The sequence below is a fragment of the Microcystis sp. MC19 genome (assembly GCF_003019735.1).
In the GTDB taxonomy this organism is placed as follows: domain Bacteria; phylum Cyanobacteriota; class Cyanobacteriia; order Cyanobacteriales; family Microcystaceae; genus Microcystis.
Window position 1 is genome coordinate 4,501,918 of sequence record NZ_CP020664.1, and the last position, 26,473, is coordinate 4,528,390.

The window sequence follows — 26,473 nt, forward strand, 5'->3', positions numbered from 1 at the left end:
CTGTTTTTTCACACCTAAGACTGAGGCTGATAGCTTGACCTTATAATAATTAGAAGTATTTAACTTGATCCATTGACTTTATGACCTTGCCTCTCGATGTTCCCACGGCGATTAATCAACGTCGTTCTATTAAAAATTTTACCACCGATCCGATCGCTCCGGAACTGCTGAAAACCCTGGTAGAATTAACCGTTGCTGCACCTAGTAGTTTCAACATCCAAGATTGGCGAATTATTTTAGTACAAGATGAGGCACAAAAGGCCGCTTTAGCCGAGGCCGCTTGGGGACAAAAGCAAATTATCCAAGCGCCGGTTACTTTTGTTTTCGCTGCCGATGCTGCCGCAGGAGGAGGAGATCTAACTCCTATCTATGAACAGGCTCTCAGTACAGGTGCCTGGAGCGAAGGCACGGTAAAATATTTTAAACAGGCAATCCCGGGATTTCAAAAGGCTTTAGGCGAAAAAACCCGGGAATACGCGATTAAGGATGCCATTATTGCCGCTACTCATCTGGTTTTAGCTGCCGAAAGTCTCGGTTTATCTAGTTGTTTTCTCAACGGTTGGATCGAGGACAAGGTAAAAGCTGTCATTGGTGCTGCCGATCATCCCCATCTGGCGATCGCTGTTGTCGTTCCCATCGGTTACGCAGCGGAACCGCGGCTTAATCCGGGGCGTTTACCCTTAGATTACAATGTTTTTGTGGATCGCTTGGGTAATCCCTATCAAGTCTAAACTCTATTCTCGTTTCGATCGCTGTTTTGGCCGGTAGTTGAGGAGTTGCCATCGGTTTCGGTTGGCAGGGGTTGGCGTTGCTGATTTGAGATAGGAAGCTTCTGGCAAACTAACTTTTAGATAGGATGGCACGGTTGGCATTCATAGCTTGATTCAGCAACGCCTTGTATTGTGGCAAAATTAACAATTTAATCTGCATCAAGCTGCGCTAATACTGCCGACATCGATCTTAATTTTTTGAAAAGATATAAGGTTAATTATCACATCCCAGATTATCATGTCTAGGATTGACCATCTTTTAGCCTTATCAAGGGATTTCTATGATGAAAAAATACTCATGGTGGCGACCACTGACGATTTTATTTGTCATCAGCTGTGGAGTGATCTTAATTTTTGGGAAAACTTTCGCCCAATCCCCAGGGATTAGCCATCCTCTCGACCCCCTCACAGAAAATGAGATTAAAATGGCGGTAACTGTGGTGAAAAAAGACAAATCCCTGACAGAGTTCGCCAGATTTCCTAATATTTCTTTACAAGAACCCGATAAGCAAACTGTTTTAAACTTTAAAAAAGGAGATGCTATTGCTCGTCAAGCTTTTTTAGTAATTCTGGAACCCAGACTGAATAAAACCTATGAGGCTATTGTCGATACCAAAGTGAGTAAAATTCTCTCATGGCAAGAAGTATCGACGGGACAACCACCATTGTTAGATGAAGAATACGAAATTCTTGATCAAGTAGCTAAAGCTGATATTCGTTGGCAAGAAGCTATGAAAAAACGCGGGATTACTGACTTTGAAAACGTCATCATTGACGGTTGGGCTACTGGGATGATGAGCGAGAAAGAACAAGCATCGGGAAAGCGCTTAATTCGCGGGATTACTTACTATAAAGGCAAGGATCGTAATAATTATTATGGCGCACCGATCGAAGGTTTGTCAGTGACGGTAGATTTAAATAATCGCCAAGTATTTGAAGTGCGAGATACTGGGATTGTACCTTTCTCAAAAGCCAATTTTGATTACGATGAAAAAAACCTTTCACCCCTTCAAAAAGCCCTAAAACCTTTAAGAATTCAACAACCGCAGGGGACAACTTTTCAGATTAAGGGTAACGAAGTTAGCTGGCAAAATTGGAAATTTCGTTATCTCATGCACCCAAGAGAGGGGTTAGTTCTTTATCTAGTTACCTACAATGATAAAGGTAAAGATAGAATGATTTTGTATCGTGGAGGACTGTCAGAAATGCTAGTTCCCTACTCCGATACCTCGCGAGAATGGGCGGTTCGTAGTGCTTTTGATGTGGGAGAATATCGTTTTGGTTGGTTATCTACTCCCTTGGATAAAGGTAATGATGTTCCCGAAAATACTGTCTTGTTAAATACCTTATTTGCTGATGATAATGGGGAACCTTATCTCGGGGAGAATCTCATCGGTATTTACGAAAAAGATGCGGGAATTCTCTGGCGACATTATGATTTTAACACGGAAACTTTTGAAGGTCGTCGCGCCCGTCAATTAGTGGTTAATACCGTGGCTGCTATCGGTAATTATGACTACGGAATTAACTGGATTTTTCACGAAGATGGTACTTTAGAACAGCGCAGCGATTTAACGGGAATTATGTTAGCTAAAGCGACTACTGATCTCACTAATTCTCATGATCATGGCGATAAATTTGGGACATTAGTAGCGGCAAATGTGGAAGCAATTAATCATCAGCACTTCTTAAATTTTCGTCTCGATTTTGATGTGGATGGGGTGAAAAATTCTGTTACTGAAATGAAGGTTTCTACTTTATCACCAGAAAAAAATCCCTTTGGTAATGCCTTCACTATGTCAGAAAGAAATCTTCGGCAAGAATCCGAGGCAATTCGTGATGTGAATTTAGCTGAAAGTCGCGCTTGGATGGTAATGAATAATAATCAGAAAAACTCCCTCGGAATGCCGACAAGTTATATGTTAATGCCATCGGCCAATTCAATTTATTATCCCAATTTCCCAGCGGATTCTCGTCAACGGGGTGAATTTGCTACCCATCATTTTTGGGCAACTCGTTACAAAGCGAACGAACTTTATGCAGCGGGAGATTATCCCAATCAAGGCAAAAAAGGTCGAGGTTTACCGCAATATACTGCTGACAATGAATCTCTCGAAAATGAGGATTTAGTCGTCTGGTACACCTACGGTGTTACCCATATTCCTCGTCCTGAAGAATGGCCAATTATGACCGTACATCCAGCAGGTTTTAAGATTATGTCTTGGGGTTTCTTTGACCAAAATCCTGTTTTGAATGTCCCGAAAAATAACCTAGAGAATTCTTAAACAATCTGGGGGAATGCCTTACTGGCTGCATCCTTGTATGTTGGCAGTGGAGGGAAAGGGGTTATCCTAATCTCAAGAAGCAATGGTTTCCTCAGAATCGGGATCGAAACTGGAAATGCTGTACTCGTTTGCCGATTTGGTTATCCTAGATAAAACCTCTTTCGGTAAGATCCCTCCTATAGAATTACCGATTTTTTGGAGTGTTAAAGTTGTCATAACTTATTTCTTCTCTTTATTTTTGGCAATTAAATGTTATAATAGATTACCTGTTTGATCTCAGCAAAGGACAAAACCATTGAAAGTGTTGCAGAGCAACACTTGGGGGAATAATCACGAAACTGTTTCCAGATAATGCCTTGGTCTATTTTTACCAGAGAAAAAACTATCGTCATAATGGCATTTTCTAACCTGAAGATTAATCTTCAGTTTGCTAGGCTAAAATCCGAAAGAATAACCAATTTTTAGCTTTAATTGACTTTGATCATGGCCATTAGTGGCAATATCTCCCTCGATACCCCAATCGATCACACCTTGGCGATTAATTTGCTGACGAATTCCCATACCAGTGCGAATTAAAACGCCACCATTACTATTATCGCCGGTAATTACGCCCAATTCTGCTAAAAAAGTGCGATCAAAACGTTTCGGATAACCAATCGGTCGCGAATAACCGAGAATTGCAGCGGGTAAAAAAGAGCGATCGCCGTTATCGGGATCGGTTTTTATGTTTAAATTGAGATTAAGATGCAAGCGATCAAATTGACCAACAGTTTTACTGGCAATTCCCCGCAGACGAAAATCTAATCCCCTAGAATTATTTCCCGTCGGTAATCCTAAATCAGTACGAATAGCAAAAGCGGGAACATTATCGTATTCACGATTGAAATTATAGAAAAAACCTACAGATAAATTTCCCAGATCAAAACCTGTATCATCACTATTAACTCGTCCTCCCAGTTGCGGATCGATGCCGATAATAATATGACCATTACGAATAATACCGTTGAGGTATTCAATATCAAACTCACCACCGAGATTACTATTTTCAGGAAAGACTAGACTTCCTCCAAATTCTATCGATTGTTCCCCAAAACCGAGACTTTCAGCATCATCAAAAGAAAGGGGACGACCAGAATCCAGATTATTATGATCGTTGGCAAAAACTGGATTAGTAAAACTAACGACTAAACTCACAGCAATTAATAAAAATCTTCTCATTTTTTGGGTTCCTCTTGATGATTGCTGTCGTCAGGTTTTTTCTCCGTATTAGGAGGGTTTTCCGGAGAGTGATTTTCGTGGTTATGGTGTTGGTGATCTCCTCCCTCATCTACTTGAGAATCATCAGGTTTTTTCTCGGAATTATCAGGATTGTCGTGATTATGACCTTCGTGAGAAATATCTGCTGGCATTAATCCCATCCCCGGAATTCCTGACTGAAAACGATGATCGTGTAGTCCTTCACCACCATAATTTTTTCCTGCTTCCATTTCCCGATGATTAGCAGCCATTACTAACCAAATAGCGCGGGTAATTTGTTCGTCTTTTTGTTGGGGAGTTAGCCAATCGGAAGCCAGAATATCATTAACCATATCGTGCAACATATGCAGGTTATCAAAGGTGTTAGATATTGCGGGAAAGCGTCGGGCAAACTTGGGACTAAGTTCGGCAAACATGGGCATAAAAGCTCGATCGGTGCGATACAATTCCTGACTATGGTATTGTTTTCCCACCTGTTTATAAGCTTGTTTTTGTTCTTCTAGCGTCTTTTCATAGAGTAAGTCATACATTGTTCCTTGTAACCAATGGTAGCCCCAAAATAAGCCATTAACTTTCGGATATTTCTGCCGAAAAGCTTTAGAATAGGGCTGGGAATCCAGATAGCCCATATTCATGGGTAATCCGGTAATAGCATAGGGAACTTTTGTCAAGTAAAATTGATATAATTTTTCAATTTCTGCTTCTTTTTCATCATTAGTTAATTTGCTGCTGGCTAAAACATCAACGGTTTGAGCATGGAAAATATGCGCCCACTCGAAGACCTGTTCTAAAACGCCGTATTTTCTGCCAAAAGTTGGGGAAATATTGCCCTCGTCGGGCATAAATTTAGGCGGATTTTTTAAAACCCAATTAATTTTTTGGTATGTCTTAGTTTCTAAATCTTTCGCTTTTCCTGTTACGATATCTTCGTAGGCAAAGGCATGACCAACAGCGATCGCATTCAAGTCTAAAGATAAATCTCTGACATTATAAATGGCATTATTATAAACCCCTCTTTGGGGATAAATATGATTACGTTGCTTGTTATACATCCAAGCTGGTATATTGTCAGGAATTGCTTGTAAAGTCTGAGTTTGAGGTGACTGAGTATGTAAATGTTGAGCAATGACAGGAGTAGAAATCAGTGCTACAGTTACCAATAAAATTAACTTTTTCATGATAGTTAAACCTTGAGATTAGGGCAAATAAATTGATCGTCTTTTGCTGGTGTATCCGTCCATCCTTGCAGGGTTTCGGTTAATTGTTGACGCAATAAAAGCAATTGTTCCACTTGTCGATCGATCTCAGCAATATGTTTAATTAATTTTTCCTGAATATCTCCACAGGGTAACTCACCCTGGTCATGAATCACTAAACATTCGCGGATCTGTTGCAGACTCAAACCCAAGGATTGCAATCTCTTGACAAATAGCAAGCGATGGACAGTATCGGGAGAAAATAGGCGAAATTGTCCCTCTGTCCTCTCAGGGGACTGAATTAATCCTAATTCCTCGTAATAACGAATCGTTTTAATTGAAACACCACTTTCTAGGGAAAGTTGACCGATTTTGAGCATTATTTTTGCTCCTTAATCCTATGGTTTCTCCATGATAAAATCTCCCCTTGACTGGAGAATCAAGGGGGGAGAAGAAATATTTTTTTTAACTGACTTTACACTCAACCCCAAAACCGACCAAGAGAACTTTTTCTAAGGGTTCTCCCTCCTGGGGACGTTGATAGTTAATAATTTTGCGAATTCGCAGGTCTGGATTAATTAAAGTAATTGAATCCACGGAAACACTGCGAGTATAATTGGTGGTCATCAATAACTCTCTGGTAGTGGAATCAAAGCGAAAAGCGGAGATAATTGGTCTTGCTTCTTCGTAGGCGCGATCGCGAAGATAATCTCCTTCTAAATAACCATTATTTTCTGCTTTAACCACAAATAAAAGATTAAGATTTTGTCGCACTTCTTCCCCTTTTTCCGAGATGGTATAAAAACCCAAATTAAACCCGGGGATACTTTCTAAATCCGCAATATCAGCATAGTTATTATCTCTGAGAACTTTCTGTTTGATCTCCCTAGTCAGGGGTTGAATGAAGAATTCAGTACGGGAACGTTCCACTTCTTGAGCAGCTAGATAATGATAGGTTCTTTCCGTTTGCCAACTACCGACACAATAGGCAAAAAATTGCTGAAAAACTTCGGTATTCATAGATTTAATTCTCCTTATTGTCAGTATCTTAATTTTGAGTTATTGGATCGATAACTTCTTCCCGATTTTCAAAACCATAACAATCTCGAACCAGATAAAGTGGCCGGCCTTTTACTTCCTCATAAACCCTGCCAATATATTCGCCAATAATACCAAGAGTGAGTAATTGAATTCCTCCTAAAAATAAGACAGCAACCATCAGAGAAGCGTATCCAGGTACATCGATTCCTAAAATAATAGTCCTGAGCATTAAAAAACTAGCATAAACAAGACTAACAAGTGCAATGATAAATCCCACATAAGTCCAGACTTTCAGAGGTAAAAAACTAAAGGAGGTAATACCATCGATGGCAAAATTCCATAATTTCCAGTAATTCCATTTAGTTTGTCCTTGATACCGGGGTTCTCGATTGAATAAAATTGATGTCTGTTTATATCCCACCCAAGCAAATATTCCTTTCATAAATCTTTGACGTTCGGGCATTTTTTTAATTGATTCTACCACTCGACGATCGATTAAGCGAAAATCTCCGGTATTAGGGGGAATAGTAACCCGACTTAATTTATTTATGACTTGATAGAAACCTTCTGCGGTGAAACGTTTCAACCAACTTTCGCCAATTCTAACCCGACGGGACGCATAAACCACATCATAACCCTGCTGCCATTTTTCGATCATTTCGGCAATTAATTCGGGGGGATCTTGTAAATCAGCATCAATAGGAATAACTGCCATCCCCTGACTGTAATCAATGCCTGCTGACATGGCAATATCTTTGCCAAAATTACGGGATAAATTAACCACTTTAATTTGTGGGTAACGTTGATGATATTCCAGGAGATTTTTGAGAGTATTGTCACGACTACCATCATTGACGCAAACGATCTCATAACTACTATTTAGTCCCTCTAAAACCGCTAAAAGTCGTTGAAAAAGAGCAGCGATATTTTCTTCCTCGTTATAGAGAGGAACAACAACAGATATTTTCACTGGTACTTTATTTGATAGCATATTAATTGACAAAAAACCAGAGAAATTTCCTAACAAATATCAGCGACTAAAACTTGTTCGTACTTAGCCGCTGCTTGCTGCCAAGTATAATTATCTTCGATTAATTTGCGAGCATTTCTAGATAATTTTTCTCGCAAATCTGCCGATTCAAAAAGACTACTAATCGCCCTACAATATTCCTCAATACTATTAGCCCTTAAGGCTGCTAAAGGAACATTATTTCCCTCCACAGTTAATCCTTCTAAACCTCGATCGCTGGCCACCACCGGCACCCCCGCAGCCATGGATTCTAGGGTTTTGAACTTCATTCCAAAACCCGTTCTTAGGGGAATAACTGCCACAGTTGCCCGATGGAGATAGGTGGTCATTGATGGTACTCTTCCCGTCACAATGACTCCTTTTAACTTAGTTAATTCTTGCACTTCTAGGGATGGATTAGCACCGACTAAAGTTAAAGTAGTATCGGGGTAAGTAATTTGAATACGAGGTAAAATTTCTCTAGCTAAAAAACAGGCCGCATCGACATTAACCCAATAATCTAAGCCACCGATAAACACTAAATTATGTCCAGAAGGAGCCTGGGAACGATAGGGAAACAAATCTAGATCTACTGCATTAGGAATTAAATAAATCTCTCCATTGGGGGCAAATTCTTCCATTTGTTTTTGATCATCATCGGTGGTGACGACAATTTTTGAAAATTTCTGCACAGTTTTTTGTTCGTAGCGACGCATGAGAGGAAGGTAGAGACGATCCCGTAGTTCTTGACTAGAAACCCCAACTTCTAATTGACTTTTGCAGGTTTGATAGAGGGAACTATGCACATCAATTACTGTCCTAATTTGCTGTTGCCATTGGGGACGAATATAAATTTCATTAACACTATGTTCACTGGTGATTACTGAGAATTTTTGACTCTTAACTGCCCTATCTATCCAGTTCTGCATCTCTTGAGAATAGCCAAAAAGTACATTGGGAGGGGTTCCCGTTTGCAGGAATTGAGCTAATCTTTGCAGTTTAGCAATTATTCCAGTTTTGGCATCTCGAGGACGGGGAAAAACTACCAATTCACTAACAAAGTTACCTAACTTTTCTATCTCCTCATCGCTGACATCAGCACCACGTTGAACGAGGAGAGTAATATCATGATTTTTGCTGAGATACTTAAGTAAATTAAAAGTTCTGCCCTGAGTTCCCCCTCTGGTGGGGGGATAGGGAAAGGCGGAACTAATCATTAAGATATTCATAGCTATTCCTCTAAACGATTTTCTAGCATCATGGGGACAATATCGGTCATTTTGTATCGTGCTTGCCAACCTAATTTTTCCTTAGCTTTGCGGGGATTGCCGCGACTAATGGCTAAATCTGTTGGTCTTAACAAACTTCGATCGGAAATTACATGATCTGGCCAATTTAAGCCCACAGTAGCAAAAGCTGTGGCGACAAAATCCTCCAGTTTTGAACTTTCTCCCGTGGCAATGACGTAATCATCGGGTTGCTCCTGTTGCAGCATTAAATACATCGCTTCAACGTACTCCGGCCCCCAACCCCAATCCCTTTGAATATCCATATTTCCTAAGTGTAAAGTCTCGGTACTTCCCCGGGCAATTCTAGCCACGGCAGCGATGATTTTTTGAGTAACAAAGCGCTCGGGACGCAGGGGAGATTCATGATTGAAAAGTATGCCTGAACAGGCAAAAATTCCGTAGGCTTCTCGATAATTAGCCACTTCCCAAAAAGCCGCCGATTTGGCCACAGCGTAGGGACTGCGAGGACGAAAAGGGGTATTTTCGTCGGCAGAATTATCGCCGATATCCCCGAAACATTCACTCGATCCCGCATTATATAATTTAATCTTTGCCCCAGTAAATCGAATTGCTTCTAAGAGATTTAAGGTTCCCGTGGCAATACTTTCTAAGGTTTCCACTGGCTGCTCGAAGGATAAACCCACAGAACTTTGTCCAGCCAAATTATAGACCTCATCGGGCTGAATTTTAATCAACACCTGTAGGACACTGCGAAAGTCATTCAGTGCCATTGATTCTAGTTTGACCTGTTCCTTGATTCCCAAACGTTTCAGGTTACTAAAAGAGGACATTTGGGCATCCCGGGAGGTCCCACAAACTGTATAGCCAGCTTTTAACAGTAATTCGGCTAGGTAGGCTCCGTCCTGCCCCGATATACCACAAATTAACGCTTTTTTACCCATTTATTTACAATAATTTACTTTTGAGGGTTTAACATCGCTTTGGCGGCTTCGCTTAAATAACCGATTTGTCCGTAGGCAAAGAGAAGATTATCAAAGCTTTTAGCAGGATCATTGATAAATTTGACTGATTTCACTAATCCTCTCGCCAAACGTTCACCTCCTCGCCCAAATTGAGCCAATCCCGTCCTTCCTGCCACTTCTTCCCGGTAGTGTTCGCTGATGCCTTGCCACCAACTGCGACGCATAAACCATTGACGATTGATTCTTTCTGGGGCAACATTGTGTTCCACCAGTGCTTCGGGAAAATAGCCCACTTGCCATCCCTGGGCGATTGCCAGTTCTGTAGTGTATAATTCCTCGTTAGAGAGAAGTTTTTGGCCAACTCTTCCCAATTTAGGGTCAAAACCGCCAATTTTCTCCAAGAAATCTCGCCGAATTGAGTAATTAACCCCTCGCGGAGTTAAATCCGCTTGGCTAATATATATCACATTGTCGCCCAAATCGAAAGCCCCTAAACCCGCTGCTAAATCATCGGATAACCAATTGGGTTGACTGTAGCCTTGCGGCCAAATCAGGGTAACTTTACCCCCCGCTACTGCCAGTTTTTCGTTATTTTCGTAGGCATTTAACAGAATTTGCAACCATTGAGGACTTGCGATCGCATCGTCATCCAAATAAGCTAGGATCGGCGCTCTAGTTTCCTTCGCCCCCCGATTTCTGGCGGTAGATAGCCCTAAAATAGGTTCGTAAACATATTTTAGCCGCCCATCTCCCAGACGAGACTCGACCACTTGACGGGTTTTATCGGTAGATGCGTTATCAACCACTAAAATCTCGCAATCTGGGCAGGTTTGCGCCAAAAGACTATCGATCGCTCCTTCTAGGTAGTGATCGCGGTTGTGGGTACAGATAATCCCTACTATCTTAGGAGCCATGGCTATCAAGGTTACTCATTCAATACCCTAAAACTTAACATTCCTTTGGAAAAATGTAAAAATACTTTTAAAGCCGTCAGCCGTCAGCCGTCAGCCGTCAGCTAGACAATAGTGATGATAACTAGAAAAATGACCAATTAATTGCCGGTTCTTCGGTTTGTGTTATGCAATAGACGGGGTTATAAGAGATGAAACCATTATAGAGAAAGACATTTGGCTATTTTTGTCAATTGTTTTCCATCTAGAACGAATTAATCAATTAAGTCTCTGGCCAAATAAGGATGTAGTCTATTTATGCCACCCGCTCGAACCATACCAAGTAACGAAGAGCCTAATTGCCTTTCTCAAGTAACAAGCTGATAAGTGGGTGGGTGGAATTAAATATAAGATGAACGTAGGTTGGGTTGAAGCATGAAACCCAACGCCTGCATGGGTTACGCTACCGCTAACCCATCCTACAAATAATTGTGCCTCCCTACTTAACTGATAACTGATAACTGATAACTGATAACTGATAACTGAAATATTATGCCAAAAGTAACTGTTTGTATTCCCACCTATAACCGCGCCGATTATCTCAGCTATTCGATTAATACTGTGTTGCGGCAGACCTATGAAGATTTTGAGTTAATTGTCTGTGATGATGGTTCTTCTGATCGTACCCCAGAAGTGGTGGCAGCATTTGAGGATTCGAGAATAATTTATCTGCGTCATCCTCAAAATATGGGCAGAAGTTTAAATATGCGATCTGGTTTTACTGCTGCTCGGGGAGAATATTTTATTAAATTCGATGATGACGATGGACTAACTCCTGAATTTTTAGCGAAAACTGTCCCTATTTTAGAGCAAGAAAAAAACGTTGATTTTGTCTGTACCGATCACTGGATCATTGATAGATTTGGACAAAGAGTTGCATCGGCAACAAAAAAAAATTCGGCGAAATGGGGCAAAGATAGATTACAACTAGGAATTATTCCTGATTTAGAAAGAGAAACTTTTTCCTATCAAAGTTTACAGGTGGGTTCGACTCTTTTTCGTTATCGATCTTTGGCTGATGTGGATTATATGCGCCCTCAGGCGGATGGTTGTGAAGATTTTGATTTATTAGTGCGTTTAGCTTTAGCGGGAAAACAAGCTTATTTTCTGCCAGAATTATTAATGGAATATCGTTTTCATGGAGGTCAAACTAGCTTAAAACAAGCGGTTCACTTTTTGCAAGCTAACTTGTTTTGTACAGAAGGTTATCACTTTAACGATGTAAAATTAGAAGAAGAAAGAGTGAAAAGGACGGCTTTTTTACAGGAATCTTTGGGAATAAAATTAATTGAAAAGGGAGACAGCGAAGCTGGGCGAGTTTTAATAGAAAAAGCTTCAAAATTGTCAGGAAAATCCCAACGGGCCAGACTGGGTTTACTGCTTTCCTATTTACCTCTCAACTTGAGACAATTAGCTTTTCAAGGTTTCCGTCAACTACGCCCCAAAGATTACGTCGAACAGGTGAGAGCCGTATAAACTATAATTTATAGCAGTTATCTTATGTCGATACCAAATTGGGTTAGACTTTATCTTTGTGGGAAACGCTGCCAGTTTTTTAATTTAACTATCTATGGATACTATTCACGTTACAGGAATTCGTGCCTACGGTTACACAGGATATCTGGCCGAAGAACAGGTTTTAGGTCAATGGTTTGAGGTGGATTTATCCCTGGAAGTTGATATCAGCATTGCTGGCAAAAGTGACGCGATTGAAGATACCCTAGATTATCGACAGGCGATCGAAATTGTCAAACACCAGATTGAAACCAGCAAATTTGCCCTCGTGGAAAAATTGGCCACAATTATCGCCGAGGATATCCTCAAAATCGAGCGAGTGCGACAGGTAAGAGTACAATTATCGAAACCCGCCGCCCCAATTCCTAATTTTACCGGTAAAATCACCATTGATATTACTAGATCTCGTTGAGTTTACGGGTATTATTGACTAAACTTTGCGCAAAAGCGTCAAAACGTTGGGAAAGCTTCTCATCAAGGATTTTTCCTTCTTCGTTGAAGACTTGCCACGCTTGTCCTAAGCTAATTTGTTCGGGAATTACCCAAGCATGAACCCAACGGAGAATAATTCTTAAATCATTGAGGGCGTTACTATTGGATTGGCCGCCTAAAACACTGATTAATCCGGCAACCTTTCCCGATAACTCCTCAAAACTCATTAAATCTAGGGCATTCTTCATCACACCACTGACACTGCCATGATACTCTGGTGTCGCCAAAATTAACCCCGCTGCCGATTTAACCGTTTGCTGCATTTTGGCCACATCGGGATAGTCAGAATAGTCATCTCCCCCGTTACAGAAGGGTAAAGAGAGTTTTCTCAGGTCAATTATCTCCGTTTCTACTCCTAACGCCCCTAATCGACTGATAGCAACTTCTAACGCCATCGCACTATAGGAGCCAGGGCGTAAACTGCCATTAATACCAACGATTTTGATCATAGAACTTATACAAACTCATAACGACTACATATAAGCTAACAAAAAAAGAGGTAATTGGGGCAAGCTTACTTAAAAAAATATGTCGATGGGGCGGGGAGAGCGATCGATCTAAGTTTTAATGGGAGTAGAAAGAACGATTTATTCCATTTCCCCTGATTGCCATGCCAGAATTTCTCGATTTTCTCAAACATAAATATGCCTATGTGGCTATTGGTGAATTCAAACCGGGGTGTTTTTCCGAGGCCCAAAAACTCTACGAAAAAGCCGTTTCCACCTATTCCACAGGATTCCAGGGGGCTTTTCTGTTGCAAAAACCCGGAACCGACGAAGGCATTGCCGTGATCATCTGGGATAAAATCGATGATATGGAGGCAAATAAAAGCGAAGCCCACGAATTATTGCTGAAATCCATGGCGCCTCTGTTTGCGAAACCTCCTGTCACCGATTTTTACGAAGTATGTAGCGAGATAGAAGGTTCCCCCATTTAGGAATAATGTTTCTTTTCGGTGGCGATTAATTTGGCGGCTAAAACCCCGCCTAGAAAACCGAATAAATGTCCTTGCCAAGAAATCCCCGGACGGGAAGGCAAAACGCCCCAAATTGTGCCACCGTAGAGTAAAAAGACTAGAATTGACAAGAGTATAGAAGGAATATTTCTCTGGAAATAGCCCCGCAGTAATAAAAAACCTAAATAGCCAAAAATCAAGATACTTGCCCCGATATGGATGGATCCGGGAGCAGCAAATAACCAGACTCCTAACCCCCCCACCACCATGGTCAACCCAGTCACAATAAAAAAGTCACTGGTTTCCTGTAACATCACCAACCAACCGAGAATTAGGAAAGGAACCGTATTAGCAATAAGATGGGAAAAGTCCCCGTGTAGGAAAGGTGCGAAAAGAATACCCCGCAATCCGATGACTTGATGGGGAATAATCCCGAAATAGTCTAAACTGCCCCGAAAAACAAATTGATCTAAAATCTCTAACAGCCAAAAAATTGCCACAAAGGTAGCGAGGATTATTGCTTGGGTTTTTATTTCTTGCCGTGATCCTTGACTCATAAGATTGATGGATGAGTGATTTTTTCCCATTATAGCCCCCCAGATCAGTTATCAGTTATCAGTGATTCAGTTATCAGGTGTGAGTTTTCTGTTTACTGTTTGCTGTGGGACAAAGAGGGGCTAATTGACAGGAAAAACAAGCGGGATTTCTTGCTTTACAAACCGCCCGGCCGTGGTAAATAATACTAATAGAAAAAGTTTCCCAATCTGGTTGAGGTAGTAAAGCCATTAAATCCCGCTCAATTTTCACCGGATCGTTATTAGTAGTTAAACCCAAACGATTACTTAAGCGCTTAACGTGGGTATCTACTGTCACCCCTTCAATAATCCCGTAAGCGTGAGCAAGTACCACATTAGCGGTTTTTCTAGCTACCCCGGGTAAAGTTAATAATTCCCCCATTGTCTTGGGTACTTCCCCCTGAAAATCCTTGAGAATTTTTTGACAAGCACCCTGAATATTTTTAGCTTTATTGCGATAGAATCCCGTGGAACGAATTAGGGTTTCTAACTCCTCTCGCTCGGCAAAAGCTAAGGATTTAGCATCGGGAAAACGGGCGAATAAAGCAGGAGTCACCTTATTTACCCGCTCATCAGTGCATTGTGCCGAGAGAATCACTGCCACCAATAACTGCACGGGAGTTTGATAATTTAAGCTACAGGTTGCCTCTGGATATAATCGCTTTAAGTTGCTTAAAATCTCTAGGGCGCGTAGTTGAAGCTTAGTTTTTTTTCGCGGGGCCATCACTGGAATAAATCCTGAAAAACTGCTAGGTTAACCGTATCGCGCACGATCAAGAAAACTCCTAATCCTAGGAGTAAAACTAGACCTGTTTGCATGATGTTATCTTGCAGTTTAGTTGGGAGAGGTTTACCTACTAAAGCCTCGATTAATAAAAATACCAATTGACCACCATCAAGGGCAGGTAAAGGCAGAATATTAATCACCGCTAAGTTGATACTAATTAGGGCGGCAAATTGAAAAAGATTCCCCGCATCATTACGAGCGATCGCCGCTCCGTATTCAACAATTTTAACCGGTCCTGCTACCTGTTGAACATTTTCTTTAAAGTTACTAACTAACTGCCCAAAACCTTGCACGGTTAATAGGGTTAATCGTTGAAATTCCCTCGCACCCAAGCCAAAAGCTTGCCCAAAATTATCGGCTTTCAGGTGAGTTTCTTCACCGTTGGGAGCCAATCTAACCCCAATTTTACCCTGACCATCACTGCCCAATTCAGGAGTAACGATTAAATCGAGCGTTTCTGTGGGGCGTTTGATGGTTAATTTTAGGGGTTGATCGGGGGAAGATTGAATAATGTCACGGAAGTCAATAATGGCATTTTGAGAAGCAGTAAGGGGCTGATCATTGACAGCAAGAACGATATCCCCCGCTTTCATTCCCGCTTGTTTGGCGACGGAATTTTCAGCAGTGAAAACCTCTGGAATAATTACCCCTTCTTGATAGTTAATTTGGGTAAAACCCACCGTAGCAGCTTGGGTAACAAGCAAAAAATAGGCAAAAATTAAATTAGCAATTACTCCCGCACTAATGACGATAGCTCGATCAAAAACAGGACGATTGCGTAATAAATCAGGATCGTTATTGGGAATTTGACTATCGGGATCGTCATCGGGAAAACCAACGTAACCCCCTAAAGGAATGGCGCGGAGGGCGTATTCCGTTTCTTTACCTTGATATTTAGCTAAAGCTGGACCAAAACCGATGGAAAAGCGATTAACATGGATAGATTGCCCACGAGCGGCGGCAAAATGACCTAGTTCGTGAACGACAATTAATAGGGCAAGTACACCGATCGCTATTAAAACTGACATGATGATCAAATTATAATGATTTAGCTTTTGTTTATTGTAAGCGATCCTCCCGGGCAGATTGCAAAAAATCTTTAGTTATCGCTAATTTTTCGATCATTTATGGTAAAAGAGATCTTAACCGCCTAATCTGACCCGACGGAGAGCGATCGATGCCTTTGAGTGAGCGCGCCCAGCAATTAATCCCAAAAGCGAGAATCATTAGTTTCGCTAATTGGCCCTATCAGCAAGCAGCGATCGCTGTTTGGCAACAAGCGGATGATCAAACTCGCTATCTCAGCGACAGCGATTTAGATACTATCGTCAATTTAGAGCCTGATTTACTCGTTTCTATTCAGCAAGCTCGAAAACTGCGGCATAATGCTAATATTATCGTCGATAACGCTCGTCAGGCTTTATTAAGCCAATTTCCTACCATTTTTCAACCCGGGGGTGCTCTTCATCCACCCTACCGCGCCGAAGCTTGTTGGCGTGATTTCTGGAACTTTTTACGTTGTATTACCTACGGTGTCGCCGGACAGCAGATTCCCTATACCAGTGCCGAGGGATTGGAAAATATGCGTCTTCTTTACCAAGAATTACAAGTACCATTAGGGGCGATGATTTCGGGATTAGAAGCCTTAAAACAATACAGTTTAGATTATTTTAGTGACTCAGAAAAAACCGCAATTGCTCCCTATTTTGATCACTTAATTACGGTTATGAAAAAGTTTTAAAACCGCGGCATTTAATCCGTGTTAAAATAGTGAGGCCAACAGTTAAAAATGCCGCTCACTGAGGTTAAAACTCTGTTGAACCCATGAAATCATCGGCGCGGGTGAGCCTGTTAGGGCCACCAAAAACCTCGATCGAGTACCTAGCGGGTCGAGGTAGTTTATAAAAGTAAGGGAGATTAAACCTCTTGCGTAATTAATTTTTGAGGGTTCAAAAACGGCACAAATAAGGATTAAATTGCATAAAATCTGTAAATAGACCATTTAATTGATTATTATTCATTCTTAATTCTCCTGGCTACTGACTACTGGCTACTGACTCCTAACCCTAACAACAATTTTTGATTTTTACAAGAGGTCTATTCTATGGATGTCAAAGCGAAATTACTAGAATTGATCGCTGGTAGAAATCGCGGACTCCTGGCCACGGAAAGCGACCGCGTGCGGATTTTAGCGGCGATCGAACAATTGGAGGACCACAATCCCCATCCTCATCCCCTGGAAGTTAAACAACTATTAGGGGGCAATTGGCGTTTACTATTCACCAGCAGCCGCGGCATTCTGGGACTAGATGGCCTACCTTTTTTTCAATTAGGGCAAATTTATCAATATCTCGACCTGAACAAGTCAAAACTTTACAATATCGCCGAAATTATCGGCTTACCTTGGCTAGAAGCGGTAGTAATCGTCTCCGCTACCTTTGAACCCACATCCGAGCGTCGGGTAATGGTCAAATTTGAGCGCTCGATCCTCGGTCTGCAACGTCTTCTCAATTATCATTCTCCCCAAGAATTTATCGAAGCGATCGAAAGTGGCCAAAAATTTCCTCCCCTCGATTTTTCCTTCAATAATCGCCCACAAACAGGTTGGCTCGATATCACCTATCTCGATGAAGATCTCCGCATCGGCCGCGGCAGCGAAGGCAGCGTCTTTATCCTCGCTAAGGAAAAAACCTAACTTAAGAGCTATTCAGGAGACTCCGAGACTCCGAGACAGCTTTTATGTATTCTCCCCACTACCCCACTACCCCACCTCCCCACTACCCCAGTACCCCAGTACCCCACTTGTTGCTCCCTTGCTCCCTTGCTCCCTGAGATCAATGCCCCGATCGGTTAGAATCAAAATATGGGAAAAAAATTCTTTAATTTCGGGAACCTTTGCTGACTTATCCCGTCCTCAAGCCCTGAGTGAGGAGTTTATATCCTTAGAGGAAATCCCATGAGTCAATCGATTCCAGCATCTTGGTCACTTGAGGCCAAAAAGTCTCAAAACCCCGTGTCACCTGACAAACTCTCCAACTATGATCTGATTGCACGCTGTCAGGAAGGGTGCCTGCCTGATCGAGCAGCCTTTGCGGAACTGCTGCGGCGCTATCAGGCTCATGTTGATAAATTACTCTATCATTTGGCTCCCGATTGGCAAGATCGCGCTGATTTGGCTCAAGAGGTCTGGATTCGCGTCTATCGCAATATTAACCGTCTCCATGAACCCCTCAAGTTCCGCGGTTGGTTGAGTCGCATTGCTACTAATCTTTTTTACGACGAATTGCGGAAACGCAAGCGGGTTAATCACCCCATTTCTCTCGATGCTCCCCGGCGCGTGGAAGATGGCGAAATCGATTGGGATATCGAGTCCGATTACCCCAGTCCCGATGAACATCTCACCACCCACGAATTCTACGATCAATTACAAGCGGCGATCGCTGATTTACCAGAAGCTTTTCGGACAACTATTATTCTGCGAGAAATTGAAGGTATGGCCTACGAAGAAATTGCCGAGATCACGGGAGTTTCTTTAGGAACTGTTAAATCTCGCATTGCTCGCGCTCGCGCTAAATTACAATCTGTTTTACAGCCCTATTTTACGGAAGGCTAAAGAAAATTGTGGTGATTCGGCACTAACGGTCGAAGTGAGGAGTCGTTAAAGTTAACTAGCTCCGTGCTGGTGAAAAGTGATTGCATACCGATCGCTTCTGGTCGAGGTCAACCATGAATAATTATCAACCCGAAGACGTTCAATGGATCAAGTCTTTGTTACGTCACGATGAGGGGGATTCCCAATCCGCAACCGAGGATATTTTATTCTTAGATGAGGATAACGAAGCAGCTCATCGTTTCGATTTAATTAGCGCCTATATTGATAACGAAGTAACGGTAGAGGAAAGGAAGCTAGTTCAGCATTGGTTAGACCATGATGCTGCCGCTAAAAAACTCTATCGGCAGCTCTTGGGATTACAAACTAATTTAAGGCAGATTCCCGCACCGGTTACTATTGCCAGCGACCGATTGGCAGAACAGGTGTTCAGAAAAGTCGATGGTCAGCGTCGTCGGCAATATTGTGTTTATGGTGGCGCAATTTTAACGGCTATGGCGATCGCTGTTGGCTCCTACTTCGTCTCGGGACGCAACGATCCCCTCTCCCAAATGGCCAGCAGTCCGAGCAGTATTAGCCAAGAGGGAGACCATTTGATGATTGCTCTTAACCATCCAATTATGGAGATTCCCACAACGGAAGAGCCAAAAGAGAATGGCCAAAGGTAAGGTCTATGGGGATAAATGCCAGCATTCTCGTGCGATCGCCCAATCTTCCGCCGTAGCAATTACCATCACTCTTACTTTAGATGTGTCGGTGGCGATATCCTCATCCCGGGGATGGGCGGCATTTTTAGCCAAATCTAACTCTAAACCCAAAAAAGACCAGCCTTGACTGGCTTTTTCCCGCACTAAAGCTGAATTTTCGCCGATTCCTGCCGTAAATACCAACACATCTAACCCCTCTAGAGAAGCGATCATCGATCCGATTAAACTTTTCAGACGATGAATATACATCTCAAATGCTAATTTTGCCCTCTGGTTGCCTTCGGCCATTGCCGTCGTAATTGCCCGCATATCCCCAGAAATACCCGAAATTCCCTTTAAACCCGATTCTTTATTCAGTAAACTATTTAAACTATCGGGATTGTATTGATATTCTCGCTCTAGATAAATCAGAATCGCCGGATCGATCGAACCGCTGCGGGTTCCCATCATCAATCCCTCTAGGGGAGTAAATCCCATAGTAGTATCAATACTTTTACCCCCTTTGACTGCCGATAGGGAAGCACCATTACCCAGATGACAGACCACCATTTTCAACGATTCTAGGGGTTTTCCCAACAATTCGGCGGCCCGTTGGGAGCAGTACTGATGACTGGTGCCATGAAAACCATAGCGACGGATTCCCAGTTCACTCCATTGGTAGGGAATGGGATAAAGAGAAGACTGAGGAGGGATAGAACGATGAAAAGCGGTGTCAAACACTGCTACTTGAGGAACATCACCCAAAACTTGCTCGATCGCTTCAATTCCTTCTAAATGAGCGGGATTATGGCTAGGAGCAAGGGGGATCAGCTTTTTAATCGTTTCTTTGACTGGGGGAGTGATCATGGTTGCCTGGGAATATTCCGTGCCACCATGGACAACTCGATGACCGACTATACTAATGTCGGTGAGATTGGCCACCACCTTAGTTGTTCCAGTTACTAAGGTATCTAACATCCGAGCAATTGCCGCCGGACGATCCTGACTAGAAAGATTAATTTCCTGTTTAATTCCCTGAGCTTTTACCGTTAAAACCCCGTAATCAGGGTTAACCGTCCAATCGATCCCCGCTGCCCAAATTGGTTGGGGGGGATGGGAGGGGAGAAGCTCTAAATCGTATAAACAACTTTTTTGACTGCTCGATCCTGCATTTAAGACCAGAATTTTCATAGAAAAGCTCAATTAGGAGGTGGCTTGTGCTGATCATAATCAAACTCAGGTTAAGCCTAGATAAAATCGATTACTTTTGGGGTTTTTCTTCAGGAAAATTTTATCTGGCCGCCATCACCCATCCCTGACTTGAAAGAGGGTGTAGGGTGTGGGGTGTGGGGTGTAGGGAAGGAAACCTCTTTCATCTCTGGTGGTGAAAATTTTTTCATCGAGACTGACTCTGGCAATATTACAAAACTTTATCAAAAAAAAGTCAAAATAGAGCCTCTAGGGTTATAAAATACAAGAATGCCCCTTGTGAAATTGATCCAAGAAGCTACCTCTGATGCAAGTTAAGGCCTCTAAAGTGGATTTAGAGCTAGTTCTCGTCCTTTTCACCAGTGGAATATCAACATCGCACCACGAATCTCTAGAACGGAATTTTTGCGTATTCTAGATAACCGTGATTACTAGAGGATTTCTTAAGTATGTCAGAGGTTACTGCCGTTACAGATGCCACCTTTAAAGATGAAGTTTTAGATAGTGCCGACCCTGTCCTAGTGGATTTCTGGGCTCCCTGGTGCGGCCCTTGTCGAATGGTGGCTCCTGTTGTCGAGGAAATTGCCAAACAGTTCGAGGGGGAAGTCAAGGTGGTGAAACTCAACACCGACGAAAACCCCAATATCGCTAGTCAGTACGGGATTCGCAGTATTCCCACTCTGATGATCTTCAAAGGAGGTCAAAAAGTCGATATGGTGGTCGGGGCTGTACCTAAAACCACTTTAGCTAATACCATAGATAAACACCTGAAACCTGATGATCCTCAAAAGGGGTCAAAAAGTTGATCTAGTGGTCGGGGCTGCACCGAAAACTACTTTAGCTAATACCATAAATAAGCATTTGGGGGTTAACTAGGTTTTCTGGTAACGCATACCGGGTAACTGAGTCACTAAACCTATTAATTCTAATTCCAATAAGATCCCCGCCACTTCTGAGGTGGGGATTTGCATTTTTTGAACAATAATGTCAAACAACAGGGCATCTCTGTCAAATAACTGATACACTTGTGCTAGTCTAGGTTCTAGATTGACTGGAGGAGCAGCATTAACGACCGAGGATGTGTCTGGAGGAAGTGAAGGGGAGAGATTAACCGGTGCGGATTGGTTCGTGGTGGGAATTGCCCCCAACATTTCTAATAATTTCTCCTCAGAAACGATAATTTCTGCCCCCTGATGAATGAGTTGTAAACAGCCCCTAGCGGCGGCAATATCGGGAGAATTGGGTAAAGCATAGATATCGCCGCCAAATTCGTTAGCATAACTAGCTGTAATCAGGGAGCCAGACCTTTCGGGGGCCTCGATAACAATCGTCGCGCGACTTAAACCGGCGATAATGCGATTACGACTGGGAAAATGGGCTTTATTCGGCTGAGTTGCGGCGGGATGTTCACTAATGACTAAACCCTGCTTTTGGATGTCCGCCTGTAGCTGCCGATGACGACTAGGATAAACCACATCGACCCCCGTTCCCAAGACGGCAATCGTTCTTCCCCCTGCTTTTAAACAGCTTTGGTGTGCCTCGCCATCAATTCCTTCGGCCATGCCAGAAACAATAGTAAATCCCTGTTGGGCCAAAAGGGTACTTAAGCGCCGCGCCCAGCGCCTGCCGTGATCCGTGGGGTTACGAGTACCCACAATGGCGACGGTGGGGATATTTCCCTGATTTTCCTCTAAATTGACCTTTCCTTGATAGTAAAGTAAGGGGGGAGGACTGGGAATTTCCCAGAGAAAGCGGGGATATTCTGGGTCGCTAGGAGTCCAAAAAAGGGGGTTTTTCTGGATATGTTCGGCGAAAAGAGCTTCTGGGTCAATTTGCGCTCGCCCTTCCCGTACCGCTACCATTGACTTTTTGCCAAATCCCGCCACTTCTGCGATTGCAGTATCGGTGGCATTCCAGGCCACAGCGACACTGCCAAAATGTTGATAGAGTCGCTTTAGGGAAATTGACCCAACTCCAGCAATACTTGACCATGCTAACCAATAAACGCGCTCGTCTGTCAATTTAAAAAGCTCCTCAGACCAAGTAATATTTTCAGTCAGTTTTAACCGACTGCGGCCAGATGACCCTAATTTATTTTAATCTTGCCGGAATCCCTTCCATTAGTTGTTGAGGTATTGTTGAGCCTCGTCCATGTCTTTCACTTTTTTAACAGGTGAATAAGTTGTTCTTGATCTTCTGGGGGAAGTTGTTCGGTTGCCTCTAGTATTTCTGCAAAAGTGGCTTGAGTCATGGTTTTAGTTGGTTATAGTGGTCTTTGGAGCCAATTGTAGCAGTAAGGGTAGAATATCTTAGCATAGCGTAACGGATATAACAGACAAATTTATTGTAATTTAAAGCTAAAAACTGCGTTAAATAATGCCCCCGAAGAAATCAGTGATCGTATTTTTTTTAAGAACGTAGAATATCGGACAAAATATCTACAATTAAGGTTTGGGTTTTTAATGATAATGAGCCTAGTTCACGCTGAATCAGTGAAGAGCGAAGTGTTACTAAATGATCAAGTCTGATGGCTGACGATTGGCGAAGACCACTGATCATAAAATCTGGATTTTCTGGTCTCAGAATAATATCTGTATGAAGGGGATTTTCTGGAATACGACTGGTAATTAGGGCAAAGATAATGTGTTGATAGCCTCCAATTTGATTGGTTAGGCAATAAGCAGGACGAACCTTACTGGAAGATAAATCGTCGAAGGGAAATTGAATTAATACAATTTTACCCTTCATTAGTTACAGGTTGTCCATCGTTAAGAGTATAAATATCTTCTTCGGGATCTTGCAGAAAAGCAAAGCTAGGGTTATGGGAAACGGCATCTAGCCAGTTTTTTTCGTTCAGTTCATCCTCCGACATCAAAAGAATGACGCGCACAAACCGATCTTTTTCTTGGGGAATAGGATGATCAAGTTGAATTTGTCCTTGGGTATTGAGGATACCAGTGGTTTCAATCGCACGCATAGCAAAACCTAAAAGAAGTGATTCGATTCTAACATTAAAGTAACCATAAAAAGCGGTGACGGGCAACTACAGCGATCGCTATTCTCAGGCTCCCCCTATGGCTCTCCTCGACTTTGTATGATAATCATTGCTTATCATTCCTTGTAGTTTTGCCAGACAAGGGTTTAAAGACTATATTTCCAGAAAATTATCGGCTGCATCTCCTATTTGTGACTTTCCCTCACCTATAGGTGAGCAGTAGAAGTTATTCAAAGAGGGCGAATGCAATTCGCCCCTACAATAATATTATTACGCCAATGGTGGCTCCCAACTGATAAAAGTTAACTGTTAACTGATTAGGGGAGATCGCACACAACACGAAAACCGATATCGTTGCGAATATCGGCAACGCTTCTGCCTCGATACGCTGAGCTATAGGCCAAAGGGTCGCGGCACCACGAACCGCCACGCCGTATTATTGATGACTTATTAGTTATATTGTTATCTCTCCATGCAAGACTGCCATTTTCTCTAATATTGTCTGGTTTGCGAGCATAACTTTCATGATTTTGATCAGCACACCATTCCCAAACATTGCCGTCCATATCATAGATTCCCCAAGGATTAGGCCGCTTTTCCCCAACAGGATGGGTTGTATTATTTGAATTACCATCAACCCAGGCATAATCTCCTAGTTGCTCTTTATCATCGCCAAAACTAAATCGGGTTTTTGTACCAGCGCGACAGGCATATTCCCATTCTGCTTCTGTAGGCAAACGGTAGTTTTTTCCGGTTAACTGGCTCAATTTTTCACAAAACTCTTGAGCATCAAACCAATTAATGGTTTCTACCGGGTTCTGGGGATTTCCTGAAAACCTGGAAGGATTATATCCCATCACCGCTTGATACTGTGCTTGGGTGATAGGATATTTGCCTATCTGAAATGCTGGCACAATTACTTCATGTATCGGTTTTTCATTCTCATTCTCATTAGAACCCATGTTAAATTTACCAGCGGGTATATCCACCATTTCTGGGTTAAAGTTTGGTAAAATTACAGTTTCAGTTTGCCGAATTATCTTGGGCGATACTTGTAATAACTTATCAACATTTACCTTCGCCAAGCTGAATTTGGGGTTAATTTGTAAGACCTCCTCGGTTGTCGATTTTTCATAACCGTAAGCCATTAAAGCTTTAAGCTTAGTATGACTACCCCAATAGCGAATCGACTCCTCTTCATTTGGTGGACTCCACTCTCCCCGTGCAAATTTTTCTAATTTTGCTAAAATTTGCTTATCATTTTCCAAATCTGATAATAACAATGGCCATTTTAAACTAATCGCAGTAAATTTGCCTAACTGTTCAAAAGTTAGAGAAGGAACTGACAAATTATCATTCTCATCTCGCTCCTCAAAAAATAAACCAGTTTCATTAGCGATATAAACCTTGAGACGAAAGACATTGATAAAGTGTTTAATCCGTCGCGGATTGTAATCCAATGCAGGAGCCACCATCATAATGACATTCCGCACTGTTGGGGAATCTTTATCAAAATTGTTGACTTGAATCGCTTCTAATCGCTTAATTACAGCTGCTTGTGCTTTCTGTTTTTCGGTTTGTTCGGATTCTATCGAAGGATTATCTAGAGACAAGTTTTTTAAATCACTTGTCTGATTACTTGTTGCAGAAGTGAGATGCTTTTGCGAATTATTTCTCTGGGGTAAAGCTAACTTAAACTTACTCCAGAATGACTGAAAAAATTTAGAGGAGGATTTATCTGGCGGTAAATGCGGAGGCTGTGGAGTAGCAATCTTAGTCAAAAAACGCTCAAAATCTGACTGGGATGGTTGGGGAACTAAAAAGGGAAGCTGGACAAACTTTTCAATGAAAGTATAACCATAAGCTAACCCTTTATTAGCACTATGTCTGGCCAAAATATCAGGATCAATTTCTGTGGTTTCCGACGGTAAATACTTGAGAATGTTTTCGTATTTTACCGCTAAACTAGCGGCTACTTTTTCTCTGTCCATTCCTAAAATAAACACCACTGAAGGATCATCAGCAATCATCAAATTAATCGCCTGCATCAAGTCCGCTGATTTTGGATGTTCACAACGATCTAAATCGTCAATAAATACATATACCCGATCATTGCCAATATAAGCATCAACAATTTTAGCAAAATCTTCATGAAATTCTTCTACAAATGCCGATTGTTTTTTATAATCTGGGGCTTCTATGTATTTAATTAGGTTGTTTTTGGGGTTTTGGAGTAATCTTTGAAAATTTCTCAATAAACTCTTAATACCAGAGAAAATACCTGCTCCTGATAAGGTTAACCCGACCGCAGTAAATAATAATTTAAAAACTGAATTAATTTTGCTCCACAAAATATCTTGAGAGGTTGTTGCTCTGATTAATTCGTTAATTCCTTCAACTCCATAAATGATTAAAATAAAAGGAATGGCAATTGAGGCACAAATCACAAAAATTATTAATGGTAAAGCTTTAATTAATTCAAATAAGCCTTTTTCTAAGTTAAAACGCAATAATTGTAATTTAAAATATCCTAGGATAATTCGAGGTAAATCTCGCCAATTTTTGGGCGTAGAAATCTGCTTAATAAAAGACAGCGCAAAAGCTGCCCATACCGACTCCGCTTTATCGTGTCGCCAAGCATTAAACCAAACCGTCCGACCTCCCTTTTTTCGTAAATATTCCTCTAACATTTTCATAAAAGAAGACTTGCCACTACCCCACTCTCCCTCAACCGATAAAGTTAGGGGTGGTTGTGTCTGCTCATGCAACAAAAATTCAGCGATCGCTATTACATAAGGCTCAAATCCGAGAGCATCATTATTAGTCGCTTGATCGCTGACGCTAGTATTGCGGATAGATTCAGGAAAATCGGACATGGTAGTTATTTTTAGGTGACAGAGAACGGAGAAGAAAATAGATTACCTTATCA

The 26,473-nt window shown here is 41.9% G+C and carries 30 protein-coding genes; 11 read left to right on the forward strand and 19 right to left on the reverse strand.

Annotated elements, in window-relative coordinates:
• The first annotated feature begins 80 nt into the window (after window positions 1-80).
• A complete protein-coding gene (locus B5D77_RS22775; protein ID WP_008199121.1) occupies window positions 81-731 on the forward strand; it encodes a nitroreductase family protein in 651 nt (216 codons plus the stop codon).
• Between the two features lie 3 nt (window positions 732-734).
• Here the strand turns inward: B5D77_RS22775 and B5D77_RS26375 are convergent, their stop codons facing one another.
• Window positions 735-872, reverse strand: coding sequence for a hypothetical protein (locus B5D77_RS26375; protein WP_172969749.1), 138 nt, complete (start codon window positions 870-872; stop codon window positions 735-737).
• Window positions 873-1,051: 179 nt separating this feature from the next.
• On the opposite strand from B5D77_RS26375, the gene B5D77_RS22780 reads away from it, so the two are divergent.
• Window positions 1,052-3,055: a primary-amine oxidase gene (locus B5D77_RS22780; protein ID WP_106909698.1), complete on the forward strand. Its 2,004-nt coding sequence runs from the start codon at window positions 1,052-1,054 to the stop codon at window positions 3,053-3,055.
• Window positions 3,056-3,127: 72 nt separating this feature from the next.
• Here the strand turns inward: B5D77_RS22780 and B5D77_RS26380 are convergent, their stop codons facing one another.
• The 9 genes from B5D77_RS26380 to B5D77_RS22820 all read right to left on the reverse strand — a co-directional run bounded on the left by B5D77_RS26380 (window position 3,128) and on the right by B5D77_RS22820 (window position 10,684).
• Window positions 3,128-3,271, reverse strand: a complete 144-nt coding sequence (locus B5D77_RS26380) for an addiction module antidote protein (protein WP_039899673.1) — start codon at window positions 3,269-3,271, stop codon at window positions 3,128-3,130.
• 219 nt (window positions 3,272-3,490) lie between these two features.
• Complete coding sequence (locus B5D77_RS22785) at window positions 3,491-4,273, reverse strand: hypothetical protein (RefSeq protein ID WP_008199130.1); 783 nt, start codon at window positions 4,271-4,273, stop codon at window positions 3,491-3,493.
• Window positions 4,270-5,490, reverse strand: coding sequence for a hypothetical protein (locus tag B5D77_RS22790; protein WP_008199132.1), 1,221 nt, complete (start codon window positions 5,488-5,490; stop codon window positions 4,270-4,272). The genes B5D77_RS22785 and B5D77_RS22790 overlap by 4 nt, the downstream gene beginning before the upstream one ends.
• Window positions 5,491-5,495: 5 nt before the next feature.
• Complete coding sequence (locus B5D77_RS22795; protein ID WP_008199134.1) at window positions 5,496-5,888, reverse strand: MerR family transcriptional regulator; 393 nt, start codon at window positions 5,886-5,888, stop codon at window positions 5,496-5,498.
• 85 nt (window positions 5,889-5,973) lie between these two features.
• On the reverse strand, window positions 5,974-6,528 hold the full coding sequence (locus B5D77_RS22800; protein ID WP_008199137.1) for a phycobiliprotein lyase: 555 nt from the start codon (window positions 6,526-6,528) through the stop codon (window positions 5,974-5,976).
• Window positions 6,529-6,556: 28 nt separating this feature from the next.
• Window positions 6,557-7,540, reverse strand: coding sequence for a glycosyltransferase family 2 protein (locus B5D77_RS22805; RefSeq protein ID WP_106909699.1), 984 nt, complete (start codon window positions 7,538-7,540; stop codon window positions 6,557-6,559).
• A gap of 29 nt (window positions 7,541-7,569) precedes the next feature.
• Window positions 7,570-8,787 (reverse strand): glycosyltransferase family 4 protein, encoded by a 1,218-nt coding sequence (locus B5D77_RS22810; RefSeq protein ID WP_008199140.1) that lies wholly within the window; start codon window positions 8,785-8,787, stop codon window positions 7,570-7,572.
• A 2-nt stretch (window positions 8,788-8,789) separates the two neighbouring features.
• Window positions 8,790-9,749, reverse strand: a complete 960-nt coding sequence (locus tag B5D77_RS22815) for a GDP-mannose 4,6-dehydratase (RefSeq protein WP_008199142.1) — start codon at window positions 9,747-9,749, stop codon at window positions 8,790-8,792.
• Between the two features lie 14 nt (window positions 9,750-9,763).
• Window positions 9,764-10,684 (reverse strand): glycosyltransferase family 2 protein, encoded by a 921-nt coding sequence (locus B5D77_RS22820; RefSeq protein WP_039899667.1) that lies wholly within the window; start codon window positions 10,682-10,684, stop codon window positions 9,764-9,766.
• A 157-nt stretch (window positions 10,685-10,841) separates the two neighbouring features.
• Between B5D77_RS22820 and B5D77_RS28220 the strand changes: the two genes are divergently transcribed.
• The 3 genes from B5D77_RS28220 (at window position 10,842) to folB (ending at window position 12,647) form a co-directional block, all read left to right on the forward strand.
• Complete coding sequence (locus B5D77_RS28220) at window positions 10,842-11,036, forward strand: hypothetical protein (RefSeq protein WP_008199145.1); 195 nt, start codon at window positions 10,842-10,844, stop codon at window positions 11,034-11,036.
• A 176-nt stretch (window positions 11,037-11,212) separates the two neighbouring features.
• Window positions 11,213-12,196: a glycosyltransferase gene (locus tag B5D77_RS22830; RefSeq protein ID WP_008199147.1), complete on the forward strand. Its 984-nt coding sequence runs from the start codon at window positions 11,213-11,215 to the stop codon at window positions 12,194-12,196.
• Between the two features lie 94 nt (window positions 12,197-12,290).
• A complete protein-coding gene (folB, locus tag B5D77_RS22835; RefSeq protein WP_008199150.1) occupies window positions 12,291-12,647 on the forward strand; it encodes a dihydroneopterin aldolase in 357 nt (118 codons plus the stop codon).
• Here the strand turns inward: folB and B5D77_RS22840 are convergent.
• A complete protein-coding gene (locus tag B5D77_RS22840) occupies window positions 12,634-13,176 on the reverse strand; it encodes an NADPH-dependent FMN reductase (protein ID WP_008199152.1) in 543 nt (180 codons plus the stop codon). The two genes, folB and B5D77_RS22840, sit on opposite strands and share 14 nt — an antisense overlap.
• Before the next feature lie 161 nt (window positions 13,177-13,337).
• On the opposite strand from B5D77_RS22840, the gene B5D77_RS22845 reads away from it, so the two are divergent.
• Window positions 13,338-13,664: an antibiotic biosynthesis monooxygenase gene (locus tag B5D77_RS22845; RefSeq protein WP_002759792.1), complete on the forward strand. Its 327-nt coding sequence runs from the start codon at window positions 13,338-13,340 to the stop codon at window positions 13,662-13,664.
• Here B5D77_RS22845 and B5D77_RS22850 read toward each other — a convergent pair.
• From B5D77_RS22850 to rseP, 3 genes are read right to left on the reverse strand one after another with little or no spacing between them, the layout of a single operon-like run.
• Complete coding sequence (locus tag B5D77_RS22850) at window positions 13,661-14,269, reverse strand: rhomboid family intramembrane serine protease (protein WP_106909700.1); 609 nt, start codon at window positions 14,267-14,269, stop codon at window positions 13,661-13,663. The two genes, B5D77_RS22845 and B5D77_RS22850, sit on opposite strands and share 4 nt — an antisense overlap.
• A gap of 43 nt (window positions 14,270-14,312) precedes the next feature.
• Window positions 14,313-14,981 carry an endonuclease III gene (nth, locus tag B5D77_RS22855; RefSeq protein ID WP_106909701.1) on the reverse strand — a complete coding sequence of 223 codons (669 nt, stop codon included), beginning with the start codon at window positions 14,979-14,981 and terminating at the stop codon, window positions 14,313-14,315.
• Window positions 14,981-16,072 carry an RIP metalloprotease RseP gene (gene rseP, locus B5D77_RS22860; protein WP_106909702.1) on the reverse strand — a complete coding sequence of 364 codons (1,092 nt, stop codon included), beginning with the start codon at window positions 16,070-16,072 and terminating at the stop codon, window positions 14,981-14,983. Before rseP ends, nth begins: the two co-directional genes overlap by 1 nt.
• 149 nt (window positions 16,073-16,221) lie before the next feature.
• Between rseP and B5D77_RS22865 the strand changes: the two genes are divergently transcribed.
• From B5D77_RS22865 to B5D77_RS22885, 4 genes are all read left to right on the forward strand, one after another.
• Window positions 16,222-16,785: a phycocyanin gene (locus B5D77_RS22865; protein ID WP_008199161.1), complete on the forward strand. Its 564-nt coding sequence runs from the start codon at window positions 16,222-16,224 to the stop codon at window positions 16,783-16,785.
• A gap of 363 nt (window positions 16,786-17,148) precedes the next feature.
• Window positions 17,149-17,739, forward strand: coding sequence for a PAP/fibrillin family protein (locus tag B5D77_RS22875; RefSeq protein ID WP_106909704.1), 591 nt, complete (start codon window positions 17,149-17,151; stop codon window positions 17,737-17,739).
• A gap of 261 nt (window positions 17,740-18,000) precedes the next feature.
• The gene (locus B5D77_RS22880; RefSeq protein WP_008199166.1) at window positions 18,001-18,657 is read left to right on the forward strand and encodes a sigma-70 family RNA polymerase sigma factor; all 657 of its coding nucleotides are present in this window, start codon (window positions 18,001-18,003) and stop codon (window positions 18,655-18,657) included.
• 113 nt (window positions 18,658-18,770) lie between these two features.
• Entirely contained in the window at window positions 18,771-19,322 is a 552-nt protein-coding gene (locus B5D77_RS22885) for an anti-sigma factor (RefSeq protein WP_106909705.1), read from the forward strand.
• Between the two features lie 3 nt (window positions 19,323-19,325).
• Here the strand turns inward: B5D77_RS22885 and B5D77_RS22890 are convergent, their stop codons facing one another.
• Complete coding sequence (locus tag B5D77_RS22890) at window positions 19,326-20,531, reverse strand: acetate kinase (protein WP_106909706.1); 1,206 nt, start codon at window positions 20,529-20,531, stop codon at window positions 19,326-19,328.
• A 467-nt stretch (window positions 20,532-20,998) separates the two neighbouring features.
• Here B5D77_RS22890 and trxA point away from each other — a divergent pair, with 467 nt between their 5' ends.
• A complete protein-coding gene (trxA, locus tag B5D77_RS22895) occupies window positions 20,999-21,355 on the forward strand; it encodes a thioredoxin (protein ID WP_002774616.1) in 357 nt (118 codons plus the stop codon).
• A gap of 66 nt (window positions 21,356-21,421) precedes the next feature.
• Here the strand turns inward: trxA and dprA are convergent, their stop codons facing one another.
• From dprA to B5D77_RS22920, 4 genes are all read right to left on the reverse strand, one after another.
• Complete coding sequence (gene dprA / locus B5D77_RS22905; RefSeq protein ID WP_106909707.1) at window positions 21,422-22,570, reverse strand: DNA-processing protein DprA; 1,149 nt, start codon at window positions 22,568-22,570, stop codon at window positions 21,422-21,424.
• 388 nt (window positions 22,571-22,958) lie between these two features.
• Entirely contained in the window at window positions 22,959-23,297 is a 339-nt protein-coding gene (locus tag B5D77_RS22910; protein WP_002759771.1) for a type II toxin-antitoxin system PemK/MazF family toxin, read from the reverse strand.
• A complete protein-coding gene (locus B5D77_RS22915) occupies window positions 23,287-23,526 on the reverse strand; it encodes a hypothetical protein (RefSeq protein ID WP_002750429.1) in 240 nt (79 codons plus the stop codon). Before B5D77_RS22915 ends, B5D77_RS22910 begins: the two co-directional genes overlap by 11 nt.
• A 335-nt stretch (window positions 23,527-23,861) precedes the next feature.
• Entirely contained in the window at window positions 23,862-26,420 is a 2,559-nt protein-coding gene (locus B5D77_RS22920; protein WP_008199176.1) for an SUMF1/EgtB/PvdO family nonheme iron enzyme, read from the reverse strand.
• Window positions 26,421-26,473: the final 53 nt, after the last annotated feature.

What these genes read in the sequence shown, in the direction of transcription:
- B5D77_RS22875 (WP_106909704.1), top strand. Translation starts at nt 17,149, where the DNA reads ATGGATGTCAAAGCGAAATTACTAGAATTGATCGCTGGTAGAAATCGC.
- B5D77_RS22775 (WP_008199121.1), top strand. Translation starts at nt 81, where the DNA reads ATGACCTTGCCTCTCGATGTTCCCACGGCGATTAATCAACGTCGTTCT.
- nth (WP_106909701.1), bottom strand. Translation starts at nt 14,981, where the DNA reads ATGGCCCCGCGAAAAAAAACTAAGCTTCAACTACGCGCCCTAGAGATT.
- B5D77_RS22785 (WP_008199130.1), bottom strand. Translation starts at nt 4,273, where the DNA reads ATGAGAAGATTTTTATTAATTGCTGTGAGTTTAGTCGTTAGTTTTACT.
- trxA (WP_002774616.1), top strand. Translation starts at nt 20,999, where the DNA reads ATGTCAGAGGTTACTGCCGTTACAGATGCCACCTTTAAAGATGAAGTT.
- B5D77_RS22795 (WP_008199134.1), bottom strand. Translation starts at nt 5,888, where the DNA reads ATGCTCAAAATCGGTCAACTTTCCCTAGAAAGTGGTGTTTCAATTAAA.
- B5D77_RS22840 (WP_008199152.1), bottom strand. Translation starts at nt 13,176, where the DNA reads ATGATCAAAATCGTTGGTATTAATGGCAGTTTACGCCCTGGCTCCTAT.
- B5D77_RS22800 (WP_008199137.1), bottom strand. Translation starts at nt 6,528, where the DNA reads ATGAATACCGAAGTTTTTCAGCAATTTTTTGCCTATTGTGTCGGTAGT.
- B5D77_RS26380 (WP_039899673.1), bottom strand. Translation starts at nt 3,271, where the DNA reads ATGACAACTTTAACACTCCAAAAAATCGGTAATTCTATAGGAGGGATC.
- rseP (WP_106909702.1), bottom strand. Translation starts at nt 16,072, where the DNA reads ATGTCAGTTTTAATAGCGATCGGTGTACTTGCCCTATTAATTGTCGTT.
- B5D77_RS22820 (WP_039899667.1), bottom strand. Translation starts at nt 10,684, where the DNA reads ATGGCTCCTAAGATAGTAGGGATTATCTGTACCCACAACCGCGATCAC.
- B5D77_RS22910 (WP_002759771.1), bottom strand. Translation starts at nt 23,297, where the DNA reads ATGAAGGGTAAAATTGTATTAATTCAATTTCCCTTCGACGATTTATCT.
- B5D77_RS22780 (WP_106909698.1), top strand. Translation starts at nt 1,052, where the DNA reads ATGATGAAAAAATACTCATGGTGGCGACCACTGACGATTTTATTTGTC.
- B5D77_RS22790 (WP_008199132.1), bottom strand. Translation starts at nt 5,490, where the DNA reads ATGAAAAAGTTAATTTTATTGGTAACTGTAGCACTGATTTCTACTCCT.
- B5D77_RS22805 (WP_106909699.1), bottom strand. Translation starts at nt 7,540, where the DNA reads ATGCTATCAAATAAAGTACCAGTGAAAATATCTGTTGTTGTTCCTCTC.
- B5D77_RS22885 (WP_106909705.1), top strand. Translation starts at nt 18,771, where the DNA reads ATGAATAATTATCAACCCGAAGACGTTCAATGGATCAAGTCTTTGTTA.
- B5D77_RS22865 (WP_008199161.1), top strand. Translation starts at nt 16,222, where the DNA reads ATGCCTTTGAGTGAGCGCGCCCAGCAATTAATCCCAAAAGCGAGAATC.
- B5D77_RS22830 (WP_008199147.1), top strand. Translation starts at nt 11,213, where the DNA reads ATGCCAAAAGTAACTGTTTGTATTCCCACCTATAACCGCGCCGATTAT.
- B5D77_RS22890 (WP_106909706.1), bottom strand. Translation starts at nt 20,531, where the DNA reads ATGAAAATTCTGGTCTTAAATGCAGGATCGAGCAGTCAAAAAAGTTGT.
- B5D77_RS26375 (WP_172969749.1), bottom strand. Translation starts at nt 872, where the DNA reads ATGCCAACCGTGCCATCCTATCTAAAAGTTAGTTTGCCAGAAGCTTCC.
- B5D77_RS22920 (WP_008199176.1), bottom strand. Translation starts at nt 26,420, where the DNA reads ATGTCCGATTTTCCTGAATCTATCCGCAATACTAGCGTCAGCGATCAA.
- B5D77_RS22850 (WP_106909700.1), bottom strand. Translation starts at nt 14,269, where the DNA reads ATGGGAAAAAATCACTCATCCATCAATCTTATGAGTCAAGGATCACGG.
- B5D77_RS22810 (WP_008199140.1), bottom strand. Translation starts at nt 8,787, where the DNA reads ATGAATATCTTAATGATTAGTTCCGCCTTTCCCTATCCCCCCACCAGA.
- B5D77_RS22815 (WP_008199142.1), bottom strand. Translation starts at nt 9,749, where the DNA reads ATGGGTAAAAAAGCGTTAATTTGTGGTATATCGGGGCAGGACGGAGCC.
- B5D77_RS22845 (WP_002759792.1), top strand. Translation starts at nt 13,338, where the DNA reads ATGCCAGAATTTCTCGATTTTCTCAAACATAAATATGCCTATGTGGCT.
- B5D77_RS22880 (WP_008199166.1), top strand. Translation starts at nt 18,001, where the DNA reads ATGAGTCAATCGATTCCAGCATCTTGGTCACTTGAGGCCAAAAAGTCT.
- B5D77_RS22915 (WP_002750429.1), bottom strand. Translation starts at nt 23,526, where the DNA reads ATGCGTGCGATTGAAACCACTGGTATCCTCAATACCCAAGGACAAATT.
- folB (WP_008199150.1), top strand. Translation starts at nt 12,291, where the DNA reads ATGGATACTATTCACGTTACAGGAATTCGTGCCTACGGTTACACAGGA.